At 70.0% G+C, this 13,053-nt stretch carries 12 protein-coding genes; 1 reads left to right on the plus strand and 11 read right to left on the minus strand.

The window, feature by feature from the left end:
• Positions 1 to 202: 202 nt before the first annotated feature.
• On the minus strand, positions 203 to 1,450 hold the full coding sequence (locus MRB58_RS01730; protein ID WP_244779919.1) for an ABC transporter substrate-binding protein: 1,248 nt from the start codon (positions 1,448 to 1,450) through the stop codon (positions 203 to 205).
• Between the two features lie 220 nt (positions 1,451 to 1,670).
• On the opposite strand from MRB58_RS01730, the gene MRB58_RS01735 reads away from it, so the two are divergent.
• Complete coding sequence (locus tag MRB58_RS01735; RefSeq protein ID WP_244779920.1) at positions 1,671 to 2,579, plus strand: AEC family transporter; 909 nt, start codon at positions 1,671 to 1,673, stop codon at positions 2,577 to 2,579.
• Here MRB58_RS01735 and MRB58_RS01740 read toward each other — a convergent pair.
• The 10 genes from MRB58_RS01740 to MRB58_RS01785 form a co-directional block, all read right to left on the minus strand.
• Complete coding sequence (locus MRB58_RS01740; protein WP_244779921.1) at positions 2,576 to 4,117, minus strand: isochorismatase family protein; 1,542 nt, start codon at positions 4,115 to 4,117, stop codon at positions 2,576 to 2,578. The genes MRB58_RS01735 and MRB58_RS01740 overlap by 4 nt on opposite strands.
• Positions 4,118 to 4,139: 22 nt before the next feature.
• A complete protein-coding gene (locus tag MRB58_RS01745; protein WP_244779922.1) occupies positions 4,140 to 4,988 on the minus strand; it encodes an N-acyl homoserine lactonase family protein in 849 nt (282 codons plus the stop codon).
• Between the two features lie 125 nt (positions 4,989 to 5,113).
• The gene (locus MRB58_RS01750) at positions 5,114 to 5,866 is read right to left on the minus strand and encodes a sulfotransferase domain-containing protein (protein ID WP_244779923.1); all 753 of its coding nucleotides are present in this window, start codon (positions 5,864 to 5,866) and stop codon (positions 5,114 to 5,116) included.
• A gap of 129 nt (positions 5,867 to 5,995) precedes the next feature.
• A complete protein-coding gene (locus tag MRB58_RS01755; RefSeq protein ID WP_244779924.1) occupies positions 5,996 to 6,877 on the minus strand; it encodes an amidohydrolase in 882 nt (293 codons plus the stop codon).
• Positions 6,874 to 7,980: a VWA domain-containing protein gene (locus MRB58_RS01760; RefSeq protein WP_244779925.1), complete on the minus strand. Its 1,107-nt coding sequence runs from the start codon at positions 7,978 to 7,980 to the stop codon at positions 6,874 to 6,876. Before MRB58_RS01760 ends, MRB58_RS01755 begins: the two co-directional genes overlap by 4 nt.
• Positions 7,973 to 8,251 (minus strand): hypothetical protein, encoded by a 279-nt coding sequence (locus tag MRB58_RS01765; RefSeq protein WP_244779926.1) that lies wholly within the window; start codon positions 8,249 to 8,251, stop codon positions 7,973 to 7,975. Before MRB58_RS01765 ends, MRB58_RS01760 begins: the two co-directional genes overlap by 8 nt.
• Positions 8,248 to 9,129, minus strand: coding sequence for a MoxR family ATPase (locus tag MRB58_RS01770; RefSeq protein ID WP_244779927.1), 882 nt, complete (start codon positions 9,127 to 9,129; stop codon positions 8,248 to 8,250). The genes MRB58_RS01765 and MRB58_RS01770 overlap by 4 nt, the downstream gene beginning before the upstream one ends.
• Before the next feature lie 69 nt (positions 9,130 to 9,198).
• Positions 9,199 to 10,275, minus strand: a complete 1,077-nt coding sequence (locus tag MRB58_RS01775) for a xanthine dehydrogenase family protein molybdopterin-binding subunit (protein WP_244779928.1) — start codon at positions 10,273 to 10,275, stop codon at positions 9,199 to 9,201.
• Between the two features lie 13 nt (positions 10,276 to 10,288).
• Entirely contained in the window at positions 10,289 to 11,269 is a 981-nt protein-coding gene (locus MRB58_RS01780) for a DMT family transporter (protein WP_244779929.1), read from the minus strand.
• Positions 11,270 to 11,291: 22 nt separating this feature from the next.
• Positions 11,292 to 13,049 (minus strand): xanthine dehydrogenase family protein molybdopterin-binding subunit, encoded by a 1,758-nt coding sequence (locus tag MRB58_RS01785; protein WP_244779930.1) that lies wholly within the window; start codon positions 13,047 to 13,049, stop codon positions 11,292 to 11,294.
• Between the last annotated feature and the right edge of the window lie 4 nt (positions 13,050 to 13,053).

The following is a 13,053-nucleotide window of genomic DNA, read 5'->3' on the forward strand; positions in this document are numbered from 1 at the left end:
CCCTGCGACCTCAGGCCGCCCGACCGGCCGCCGTGCGCGGCCGCGGGCCGGCGGACGTTAGCCGCCCCGTGAAGCAAATGCCACCGCCCCTCGCGTCGCATCGCTCCGCGCCGACGGCGCTGCCCGAACGGGCGCGGCCGCGACGCCCGGAGGCACCGCGGCCGCAGGTCTCGTCACCCCCCGGCGAACCGGGGCGCGGCCATCAGCAGTCGGGCACGTCGCGGCCCGGGCGGCCCATCTTGTCGAAGTCTTCCTTCGACATGCCGAGCGTCTGGTTCACGCCGTCGACCTTCTTGACCACCTGGGTGGCGAGGCTGCCGTCGTCCTGCTCCACCACCTCGATCACGAAGTTGGTGCCGATCGCCTGGCGGTTCTCGTCCAGCTTGATCGGGCCGTTGGGCGCGTCCAGCTCCAGCGTCGAGAGGCACTGGCGGAACTCGGGATCGCCGCCGCCGAGCTTTCCGTCGACATTGTCGAGGCAGGTCAGCGCCGCGGTGGTGGCGTTATAGTAGTTGGTCGCCAGCAGCGAGGGGCTCGCGAAACGCTCCTCGGGCGGATAGGCGTCCTGATAGGCCTTCACGTAGGCCTGCCAGTCCGGGTCGTCCCACGTGTCGGCCTGGCCGGAGGAGGCCGGGGTGCCGACGAGCGCGTCCTTGGCCGAGCCGCGCGAATTCAGCACCGTGCCGTCCACCATGATGGTGCCGCCGATCAGGTTCGCGTCGCCGCCGGCCTGCTGGTACTGGTTGAGGAAGTTGACCGCGTCACCCCCGCCGAGGCCGAGGTAGATCGCGTCGACGTCGTCCGGCAGCGCGGCGATCACCGAGGCGAAGTCCTTGGTGCCCAGCGGCACCCAGAAGCGCTCGACGATCTCGCCGCCCGCATCGCAGAACTCTTTGGCGAAGCCGAGGAAGTTGGTGTGGCTGAAGGAGTAGTCCTCGGCGACCGAGGCGACGAACTTCCACCCCTTCTCATTGGCGACGTAATCGCCCAGGCCGACGCCCCACTGCGCGCCATCCATGTTGAAGCGGAAGTAGTTCTCGGACGGGTTGACGTAGGTCGTCTCCTGCGCGCCGGAGGCGGCGTCGATGATCGTCACGTCCGGATACTGCTTGGCGAGGTCGCGCACGGCGATGCCTTCCGAGCCGGAGAGCGGGCCGATGACGAAATCGACCTTGTCCTGCTCGATCAGCTTGCGCACGGCGCGCACGGCCGAATCGGGGCTGGCATCGGTCGGCGCGAGCACATACTCGATCTTGCGGCCGCCCGCGGTCTCGTCGTGCTGCTTCATGGCGAGCTTGAAGCCGCGCATGCCGTCCTCGCCGAGGACGGTGTAGGTGCCTTCGAGCACGGCCGTCACGCCGACCTTGATGGGATCGCCGTCCTGCGCGAGCGCCGCGCCGGACACGAGGATCGCCGAGGCGGCGACCGTCGTCATGAGCGTTCGTAGCATTCGTTCACTCCCTGATCGTTGTTGCCGCTCTTCACGGCGGCCGATATCGCAGTGTGCGGTCCGCAAATGCAGATCGTCATGCCCCGCAGTCTCAAAATTGACTGCGAATGCGCGCGCGCCGGGCGATTTCAGCTTTCTTGACCGGGGACGTTCGTCCGCCCCTTGCCGGCCGACGGGGAGCGAACTAATCGTCGGCTACGGTTTAACTGCGGGGATTCTCTTGGCAATTTTCGAGGTCCTCGGCGACCCTGTCCTGCCCGTCTACGCGATCATCTTCGTCGGCTACCTGCTGGGACGGCGCGGTACCGTCTCGGCGGAGGAGGCGCGCACGCTCAACCGTATTGCGCTGTCGCTGTTCCTGCCGCTGCTCCTCTTCGGCCTCATCATCGAGGCGCCGATCCGCACGTTCGACCCCTCCCCGGTCGTCCTCTATTTCGCGATCGAGGTCATCGTCTTCACGCTGGGCCTCGTTCTGGCGCTGAAGGTGTTCCGCCTGGGGCCGGGCGAGTCGGTGCTCCTGGCGTTCGGCAGCATCTTCTCCAACACGGTGCTGATCGTGCTGCCGATCGCCATCCTGCTCTACGGCACCGGCGACATCCTGCCGATCACGGCGATCGTGACGCTGGATTCGACGATCACCTTCGCGCTGGCGATCATCGCCCTGCAGATCATGAAGCTGGGACGGGTGACGCCGCTGGCGGTGTTGAGCCGGGTCGCGCGCTCGCCGATCCTGATCGCCATCGCGGCGGGACTGGTGGTCAACCTCGCGCGCCTGCCGATGCCGCACCCGTTCGTGACGTTCATCGAGTTTAACGGCGCGGCGGCGCCACCGCTGGCGCTCCTGTCGCTCGGCGTCTTCCTGGCACAGACGAAAATGACGTTCGAGGCCCCGGTGCTGACCTTCTCCGCGATCAAGGTGGTGATCTTCCCGCTGGCGGTGTGGCTGGCGGTGAAGGGCTTCGCACCGGGTTCGATCGGGGCGGACCGCTTCGTGCTGGGCGCCGCCGCGCCCGCGGGCACGATGGCCTTCAGCCTCGGCATCCTCTACGACGTGAAGACCGACCGTGTGACCCAGGTCATCATCTACACCAACATCCTGACGATGTTCTCGCTGGCGCTGCTGGCCTAACCGCCCAGCGCCTCCAGGACCGCGCCGGTGGTGGTCACGGCGGAGACGTTCTGCAGCGCATAGTCGATCGAGGCGCGGTGCCAGTCGGCGTTCATGGTCGAACAGGCGTCCTCGGGCACGATCATCAGGTAGCCTTTGTCGGCGCCGGTGCGGGCGGTGTGCTCCACGCTCATGTTGGTCCAGGCACCGCAGGAGATCAGCGTATCGCGCCCCTCCGCCTTGAGGATCGTCTCCAGCCGCGTCCCCTCCCAGGCGCTCATGCGACATTTCTCGACCACATGGTCGCCGCCGGCCGGCTCCAGCCCCGGCACCGGGGCGACGCCCCATGTGCCGCGCACCAGGGCGCCGGCCTCGATCGTCCCCTCGAACAGCGGCGCGTTCATCGTCAGCCCGTTGGCGCCCGGCTCGACCACGAACCACACGAAGATCACCGGGACCCCCAGCGCGCGGCAGCGTTCGGCGAGACGGGCGGCGTTGGCGACGGCGTCCTGCTCGCGGCAGTGGTCCGGCGCGCCGGAGGAGGCGAACGCGCCGCCATCCATCACCACGTCGTTCTGCATGTCCTGGATTATGAGGGCACAGCGCGACGGATCGAGCCCGCCCGACACCGGCGTCGCCGAGGCGCGCGCCGGCCGTGCGCGCATGTAGGGCTCGCCCCGCGGCCCGACCTTCACGGGAAGCGCATAAAGCGAGGTGGAGGCGGTGACGTAGAGCGTGCGCCAGTCCGCCCCGCCCCAGTGGAAGTTGGCGACCGGCTCCGGGATGGCGACCCGGCCGATGTGCCGTCCGTCCGGCGCATAGACCCAGAGGCCGCCCGGCGCCGTGACCCAGACGTTGCCCTCGAAGTCGCACTTCATGCCGTCCGGCACGCCGGCCTTGAGCGTATCCTTGATCCCGGAGGCGAAGATGCGCCCGTTCTTCGGCCGACCGTCCCCGTCGACATCGTAGACGCGGATGTTGGCCTGCTCGGTGTCGTTGACGTAGAACCGGGTTTCGTCGGGCGAAAAGCAGAGGCCGTTGGGCTGGGTGAACTGATAGCGGTCGACCACCAGCTCCGGCTCGGCCATCCCCGGCTTCACCCGGTAGACACCCTGAAAGCCCAGCTCGCGCGGCCGCTCGACGCCGAAGCCCGGCATGCGCCCGTACCAGGGATCGGTGAAGTAGATCCACCCTTTGGCCGACACCACGACGTCGTTGGGGCTGTTCAGTTCGCGCCCCTCGAAGTGGCTCGCCAGCACCTCGCGCGTCCCGTCCGGCCGGATTCGCACCAGCGACGACGTCGCGTGCTCGCAGACCACGAGATTGAGATCGCCGTCGAAGGTCTGCCCGTTGCCCTTGTTGGTGCCGCGTTTGACCTCCGTCACCCCCGACGCGTCGGCCCGTCGGCGCACGTCGCCCGGCATGTCGGAGAAGAGGAGGTGGCCGTCCGGGTGCCAGACGGGCCCCTCGGTGAACCCGAACCCGGAGCCGACCTGACGCACCGGGGCGTGCTCGTCGACCAGGGCGCGGAAGGCGGGGGTCAGCGCGTCATGTGCCATCGCATCGATCCTCCGCGCCGCTTCAGGCCGGGAACCAGGAGCGCTGGGGGACGCTTTCCCGCAGCGGGCCGGGCACTTCCATGTCGAGCCGGCCGACGATCTGGCCGCGCTCGACCTTGGCCGGCTTGTCGTGGACCGGCAGCAGGAACTTCGAGCCGGAGAGCAGCTTCTTGACCGCCGCCTTCTCCTGCCGCTTGGTGGTCGAGTGGTTGCCGGTCACGCGCGGCTCGTTGGCGTGGATCTCGTTGAACGGCCGCACGATCTGGTCGTTGATGTCGTAGATGACGTCGCCGCAGATGGTGGCGCGCCCCTCCGCCGTCTCGACGTGGATGTTCATCGACCCCTCGGTGTGCGCCCCCGCCCAGTCGAGCGTGACGCCGGGGATCAGCTCCACCTCGCCGGTCAGCTCCGTATCCTCGAAGCGCAGTGCGCCGGGCGTGTGCAGCCGCTCCACCAGGTGCTGGACATCGGGCTTGGGATATTGCGGATGCATGAGGCCGGAGACCGAGTGTTCCATCTCGCGCCGGTTGAGCACCACCGTCGTCGTCATGGGGAAGTGGTCGTCCTTGCCCGCATGGTCGATGTGGAGGTGGGTGTGGCACAGGTAGCGGATGTCGCCCGGCTTCAGCCCGTGGCGGGCGAGCTGGTTCTCGATCTGGTTCTCGTGGAAGCACAGCCCCCGCATGCCCAGGATTTCCATGATCGCGTTGTCGCGGAAGCCGGTATCGACCAGCACCGGGTATTCGCCGCCGAGGATCAGAAAGCCGTAGGTGTAGACGCGGCGGGTACGCCCGCAGTCGCGTCCGAGGACCAGGAAGGACGATTCCAGCTCGATATCGCCATAGTCGAGCACCTTGATTTCGAGCGCCATGTCGCCCCCCTTCCGTCTCTCGCCGGGGTCGAGCGCCCCGTTGCGGAAAGGCTAGCAAGCGGGCCCCGCCCACGCACCGCCGCGTGGCGCAAAATCAGACGACCGGGTAAGGCCGCCCGCGCCCCTCAGTGCGCCGGATCGGCCGCCGGCGTGGCGGCGGGGGCGTAGCCCAGCATCGCGGTCAGGCCGCCGAAGCGGGCATCGAACGCGGCGGCGAGATCGGCGTCGAAGTAGTTGGCCCAGTCGCCCGCGACGCCCTTGCGATAGTGGCTCGTCCGGTCCTCCACCCCCGCGTCGCGCGCCGTCATCGCCGCGAAGGAGTACTTCTGCCGCAGCGCATCGAGACCCGCGGGGTCGAGCGGCGTGCGGACCTCGTCCAGCACCGGGGCGAGCGCCGCGTCGAAGTCCGCCAGCAGGTCCTCGTATTTCAGGAGGCGGGCGCGGCCGGAGGCGATCGCCGCCTCCCAGCCGGCGATCGCGGCGAGGAAGGGCACCTCGCGCTCGGTGACGAGATAGGCGAGCCCCTCGGCGAGCGGGCGGGCGTTGAGCACCTCGCGCGCCTCCAGAATGGCCGGTGTGTTGTTGGCGTGCGTGCCCCGCCAGGACCAGTATTGCGAGACGACGACATCCTTGGGGTCGCGCACGCACAGGACGACCGGATCGTCCTCCGCCGCCACGGCGAGCACCGCGCGGGCGCGCACGTTGCGATGCAGCATCACCGTGTCGGCGGCGCCGGTGTGGACGGGCTGGTTGATGGCCGCGTCGTTCGGCTTGGCGACGGCGATGTTGAGGCCGTTGCGCGTCGCCGCCTCGCGAAAGAGGCGGCGAAACCAGTTCGAGCCGCACTTGTGAAACGTGACGATGTGCGCTGTCGCCATGGGTCTCTCCGCCGCGTGCGACCGACCAGACCACACCCGCCGGCCCGGCACCAGCCCGCGCGCCGCCTCGCCCCGAGCCACATTCCCACCGATGGATCGACCGCTCGGACCATCCGACGGGTCGATCCGCTAGATGCGATAGACGCGCTCCGCCGTGGCGCGAAACACCGCGGCGCGCTCTCCTTTGGAGAGCGTCTCCACCGCGTCCTTGAAGGCGGAGACGAGGGACGCATAGTCGGTCCAGAGCTTCTCGATGGGGAAGTTCGAGCCGAACAGGCAGCGCTCGGCGCCGAACAGCTCGACCGTCTCCAGCACGGCCCAGCGCACGTGGTCCGGATCGTTGCACCGCAGAAAAGTACCGAATCCGGATACCTTGGCGACGACGTTCGGCCGCTCGGCGAGCTGCGCGATGCGCGTCTTCCAGGCGGCCTTTCCCTCGACCGACAGGTCCTCCGGCATGCCGGCGTGCTGGAGCACGAAGGTCACGTCGGGCGCGGCGTCCACCAGGCTCAGGGCCGGATCCACCTGGTGGGCGAAGACCTGGAGCTCGAAGACCCATTCGTAACCGGCCAGGCGCCGCACATTGGCGATCACGGCGTCGGAGCCCACCACCTGCGCATCCGAGGCGAAGCGGTAGAGCGGGTTGGAATGGTGGTGCATCTGGTGCCGGATGCCGCGCATCAACGGATAGTCGGACAGCCGGTCGAGGTCGCGCCGGGCATCGTCCCGGGTCATGTCGACGTAGCCGGAGATCGCGTGCGGCCAGCCGCTCCGCTCGGCCACGCGCGACACCCAGGCAACCTCGTCGACGAACCAGTTGGGCGCCCAGTTGGCCTGCACATAGACCGACTTCTCGACGCCCGTCTGGGCGATATCCTCGAGGTACTCGTCGATCGGATAGTCGCGCTTGAGGGCATCGTAGGCACCGAAGATGCGCGGGACGGTCGGCCCCAGCAGCCACGGCAGGTCGGCGCGCCGCCAGATGTGATGATGAGCGTCGACGATCCTCATGCAGCCCTCGCAAGTCCCAGAATTTCGGCCGCGATCGCGGTGGGCGAAGACCCGTCGCCCAGGCGCGCCAGCATGGGGCGGATCGCAGCCATGGCCGCCGTGCGCGGCTCGTAGTTCGGATCGGCCGCGAGCGGCGAGAGCCACACGACACCCCACGCGAGGCGCGACAGGCGCTCCATCGCGGCGATCAGCGCCGCCGGGTCGCCCCGCTCCAGCCCGTCCGACAGCACCACCACCGCCGCGCCCCGCGCAAAGCCGGCGTAGCGCGGCACGGCGAGGAAGGCGGCCAGCGCGTCGCCGAGGCGAGTGCCGCCGTCCCAGTCGGACACGGCGGCGGAGGCGGCGGCGAGCGCCGCCTCCTGCCGGCGCCGGCCGATCGGCCGCGTGATGCGCGTCAGGCGGGTGCCGACGGTGAAGATCTCCACCTGCTCGGCGCTGCGGGCGAGCGCGTGGGCGAAGCGCAGGGCGGCGTCGGTCTGGGCCGACATCGAGCCGGAGACGTCGATCAGCAGGAGGACGCGGCGCTGGCGGGTGCGCCGCTTGAGGGCCGGCAGACGCACCACCTCGCCATCGCGGCGCACGGCATCCTTGAGGGCGCGGCGCATGTCGGGCCGGTCGCCCTTGCGCCGGCTGGCGAGGCGGCGGGAGGTCCGGCGCGGCAGCGCGGCGGGCGCGGCACGGCGAAAGCGGCGCAATGCCTCGGCCTCGGCCAGGGAGGCGAAGGCGCGGCCGGAGAGGGCCTCGGCGGCCGTCGCCTCGGCGCCGGAACGGTTCTCCTCCTCGGGCTCGAACGCCTCGGCCTCGCCCTCCTCCGGCTCGACGACCTCGGGCTCCTCGTCGGAGGTGGCCTGGGCAGCGATGGTCTGGCCGAGGAAGTGGGCGCGGTAGAGCGCGTCGAACTCCGCGCGGCGGTCCGGCGGCGGGGCGAAGGTCGCCAGCGCGGCGCCGTGGATATCGCTCATGGCACGCGGCCCCAGGAGGCCGACGGCGGCGACGAAGGTCTGCGTCTGCTCGGGCGCGACGGGGAAGCCGTGCCGCCGCAGCCGCGTCGCGAAGCCGACCAGGGGCCGCGCCGCCTGCGGTAACGCTTCGATCTCAGCCACGACGCACCACCGAGGGCCACGGCGGGGTCGAGCGCTCGCCCGGAGCCACGCGCAGCTCGAAGAGCGAGCATGGCGAGGACGGGCGCTCGACGCCGTCGTGGCCCGACCCAGCCTCGATGCTGCCGTTCGGACGGAGGTCCGCCCCTTCGGCGGACATCTGCCTGAACGGCTGCCCATCGGCGAGATGGAGGGAGCGCGAGGGGGGAACTCCCCTCGCTTCGGCGGCGCCGCCCGGCAGCGGCCCGCCCATCGGGCACCGCGCCCTGTTCACGCGACCGCCTCCTCGATCATCCCGTCGAGACGCTCGGCGAGGAAGGTCATGTCGTCCTGATCCTTGAGCGCCACGCCGATGGCGCGGCGAAAGGCCGACGGCCAGGGGTTGCCCTGCGCGTGGAGGAGCGTGGCGGCCTCCGCCCACTCGACGGTCTCGGCGATGCCGGGGGCCTTGGCCAGCGGCTCGGCACGCAGCGCCGTGACGGCGGCGACCACCCGCTCGGCGGTGTCGCGGGCCACGGTGGAGGCACGCATCATGACGATGTCGGCCTCGCGGCGAGCGTCGGGATAGTCGATCCAATGGTAGATGCAGCGGCGGCGGAGCGCTTCGTGCAGCTCGCGCGTGCGGTTGGACGTGAGGACGACGACGGGGTGCTCCTCGGCCCGCACGGTGCCGCGCTCGGGGATCGAGATCGAGAAGTCGGAGAGAAACTCCAGGAGGAAGGCTTCGAACTCGTGGTCGGCGCGGTCGATCTCGTCGATCAGGAGGACGGTGTCGCGAGGGTGGCGCAGCGCCTCCAGCATCGGCCGCGAGACCAGATAGTCGTCGGCATAGATGTTGACGTACGCCTCGCCCGCCTGACGGATCGCCAGCATCTGCCTGGGATAATTCCACTCGTAGAGCGCCGCGGCCGAATCGATCCCCTCGTAACACTGCAAGCGCAACAGCTCGCGGCCGAGGATCGACGCGATTGCCTTGGCGGCCTCCGTCTTGCCGACGCCGGGCGCGCCCTCCAGCAGCAGCGGCTTGCCGAGTGCGAGGGCGAGGTAGGTCGCGGTGGCGAGGTCGTCGCCGGCGAGGTACTGCGCGTCGCGCAGCGCGGTGGCGAGACGCTCCGGCGTATCGATGCCGACGATCGAGGGGCGGACGGCCACGCTAGGAGCGCCTGCGCCGCCGGAACACCGCCGCCATGGCGGCGCGCGCGCCGTTGCCGGCCTCGGTCGTCACCGGCGCGCCTCCCATTGCGGCCGGCCGGCCGAACCGGCGGCCTGCATCGCGCGGGCATGCCGGCCGGGGCGCACGCCGCCGTTCTCGAGGATCCCGCGCAGGATCTTCTCCGGGGTGATCGGCAGATCCGTCACCCGCACGCCGACCGCGTCGTAGACGGCGTTGGCGGCGGCCGGCAGCAGCGGGTTGGCGCACATCTCACCCGGACCCTTGCCGCCGTAGGGGCCGTCGGGCGCCGGGCGCTCCAGCACGGCGACATTGTGGGGGGCGATGTCGCCGGGGCCGGGCATCAGGTAATGGTTGAAGTCGGTCGGGAGATGCTCCCGCTCGGGGTAATAGGGCTCGGTCGTCTCGTAGAGGGCGTGCGAGAGCCCCATCCACGCCCCGCCGATGAGCTGCTGCTCGACGAGGCGGGGGTTCAGCGCGCGCCCCAGCTCGTAGGCCGAGTTGACCTCGAGGACGCGCACCTCGCCGGTCTCGTCGTCGACCTCGACGTCGAGGATCACGGCGGCGTGGGCGAAGCAGGACACCGGGGTCATCTCGCCGGTCTCGGCGCTCACCTCCGACAGGGGGATGAGGAAGATCCCCCGCCCGGACACCGTCTTGCCGTGCTTGAACTGCGCCGCGGCACTGGCCTCGGCCGTGGTGATCGAGCGCGACGGGGCGCCGTCGACGTGGATGTTGCCGCGCCCGTCGGTGACGAGATCCTCGGCGTTGACCTCCAGCTCCTCGGCGGCCGCCTCCATCATGACGGCGCGCGCTTCCTTCGCCGCCTGGATGACGGCGTTGCCCACCCGGTGCGTCCCGCGCGAGGCGAAGGAGCCCATGCAGTGGGGCCCGGTGTCAGAATCGGCGGTGTCGACGTAGACGTCCTCGACCGGGACGCCGAGCGTCTCGGCGGCGATCTGGCGCGTGACGGACTTCATCCCCTGGCCGAGGTCGATGGAGGACAACGCCACCATGAACTTGCCGTCGGGATTGGAGTGAACCAGCGCCTGGGACGGGTCCCCGCCCAGGTTCATGCCGATCGGGTAGTTGATGCAGGCGAAGCCGCGCCCCTTGTGGACGGTCATTGCGGTGTCTCCATCATGGTAACGGCTCTTGCGGAGCGGACAGGGCGACGGACCGGGCGTCGCGGCCGGCACGGCGGCGGTCGGCCGCGAGGCGCCGCTCGCGGTGCGCGACGTAGAGCCCGGAGGCGAGGATGAGGCCGGTGCCGACCCAGGTCAGCGCGTCGGGAAAATCACCGAACCAGAGGTAGCCGATCGCCGTCGCGGCGACGATCTCGAGGTATTGGAACGGTGCCACCGCGCTCGCCTCGGTGAAACGCAGGGCGACGGTGATGGCGAGCTGCGCCGCGGTGGCGCCGAGGCCGAGCGCCAGCAGCAGGTGCCACAGATCCGGCGAGGGCATGGTGAACTCCATGATCTCCACACCCAACACCCCGCCGACCAGCAGCACCAGCCCCAGGTAGGTCGAGCCGAAGATGCCGGCGACCGCCTGGATCCGCACGGCGTCGACCCGGCCGGAGACGCGGCGCAGCACCGTCATCCCCGCCGCGAAGGCGGTGGCGGCGACGAGCGGCATGATGGCGGCGATCCCGAACGCGGCGAAGTTGGGCCGGATGACGACGATGGCCCCCAGCAGCCCCACCAGCACCGCCGAGGTGCGATGGATCCCCACCCGCTCGCCCAGGAAGACGACGCAGAACATCGTCAGAATGAGCGGCTCGACGAAGAAGATGGCGATGGCGTTGGCGAGCGGCAGCGATTGCAGCGACCAGAAGAGGAAACACCCGGTGTTGGCGAGGAAGAAGCCGACCCCGGCGATCTTCAGCCAATGGGCCCGTACCTGCGGGGTGAAGATGACCCGCCCCATGAGCGGGAGCGCGACGAGGAGGATGACCGTCTGCACCAGGTTGCGCACGAAGTGGATCTCGAACGGCGAGATCGTCTGCACCAGCACCTTGCCCATCGCGTCCAGCACGGGGATGAACAGCATGGCGCCGGCGTACAGCGCCAGGCCCTGTCCGGAGCGGTCGTCTCCATTCTCGTATGATACTGCCACGCTCACCGACGCCCTTCCGCGTTTACCGCCTTCTCAGGCCGGAAATCGAAGCGAAGCGCGGCCCCCGGCGCGGAGCGGACCCGTCTGGGGCCGGCGCGGGGGCACGCTCCGGCCGCGGCGAGGAGGTGGACGGTGCGCCGGACGACCCGGCACCGGCGGGCCCGCGCTCCGGACCGGCCATGGCAGGCTCGGGACGGGCCGGCCCGGTGCGAGGCGGCTCGGCGCGGTTCGGCTGAGGGGCACGCGGCGGCTGAGGCGCCGGGCGCGGCGGCGGCGCGTCGCGCCCCACCTCGGCCGGCTGGCGGGGACGGTCGCCTTGCGCATACGAGCCGGAGTCGTAGCCGGACACGCGCCCGTGCTGGTCCTCCGCCGTGAACGCCGGCAATTCGCCCCGCACTCCCCCGCCACCGGTCAGCGACGACGCCGCGCGCGCCTCTGCCGAAAGCGGCCATCCGGCCTTCTCCGCAGCGACGTGACAGCATTCGATGAGGGCGGTGTTCTTGGCAAGGCGGCGGTGCGCCTTCATGTCCCCGTCGCGGTAGGCGTTGAGGATGCGCATCTCGATCGGGTCGAGGTCCAGCTCGTCCGCCACCACGTCCATGTGGCTCTCGATCGCGAAGTCGACGCCGGTGACGCCGAAGCCGCGCATCGCCGTCGCCGGCGTGCGGTTGGTGAAGACGCAGTAGACGTCGGCATAGACGTTGGGGATCGTATACGGCCCCGGAAGATGGCCGACGCCCTTGATGATCGCGTAGGAGGACAGCCGCGTGTAGGCACCGGCATCGAAATAGCCGGTGAATTTGCGGGCCATGATGCGGCCGTCGTTCATCACGCCGTCGGTGATGTACCAGCGCTCGGCGCCGCGCGGGGCACCGACCTGCATCTCCTCCTCGCGGTCGAACATCGCCTTGCAGGGCCGCCCGGTCAGCACCGCGCCGAGGATCGCCAGCGGCTCGTGGATGGAATCCACCTTGCCGCCGAAGCCGCCGCCCACCGTGCCGCCGATGAGGTGCAGCCGCGCCGAGGAGATGTCGAGGAGCTTCGCCGCGGTGCCGAGCGAGAAGAACAGCGCCTGCGTCGACGTGTAGCAGACCCAGCGGTCGTTCGTTTCGGGCGCGGCGATGGCACCGCAGGTCTCGATCGGCGCCTGCTCGATCGGGCTCATCTGGTAGCGCCCCTCGATCACCCGGTCGCACTGGCGAAACGCGGCCTCGACGTCGCCGTAGCGCAGCTTCTGGTGATCGTATTTGCCGTGATAGACGAACTTGTTGGCCGGGTAGGCCGGATTGACCGCCACCGCGCCCGGCTTGATCGCCTCCTCGACGTCGAGGACGTGCGGCAGCACCTCGTAGTCGACGCGAACCTTGGCGACGGCCTCGCGGGCGATGCGCTCGGTATCGGCGACGACGGCCGCGACCGGCTCGCCCCTGTAGCGCACCTCGGCCCCCTCGGCGGCGATCATCGGCTCATCGTCGAGGCCGAAATCCATCAGCGAGAGCAGCGTGTTGAGGTTGTGCGGCACATCCTTGGCGAGGATCACCCGCTTGACCCCCGGCACCCGCTCGGCCTCCGACACGTCGATCCGGCGCACGCGCGCGTGGTGATGCGGCGAACGCACGCAGCGAATGTGCAACAGGCCGTCGAAGAGGTGGTCGTCGTAGTAGGGCGAGCGGCCGGTGACGTGGCCGAGCATGTCCTGACGCTGCGTCGGCTTGCCGATCTCGTTCAGGTTGTCGTCGCGCTCGTCGGCGAAGTATTCTTTGCGGAATTCGATGGGCATGGTC

It is taken from the genome of Acuticoccus sp. I52.16.1 (assembly GCF_022865125.1).
GTDB lineage: Bacteria > Pseudomonadota > Alphaproteobacteria > Rhizobiales > Amorphaceae > Acuticoccus.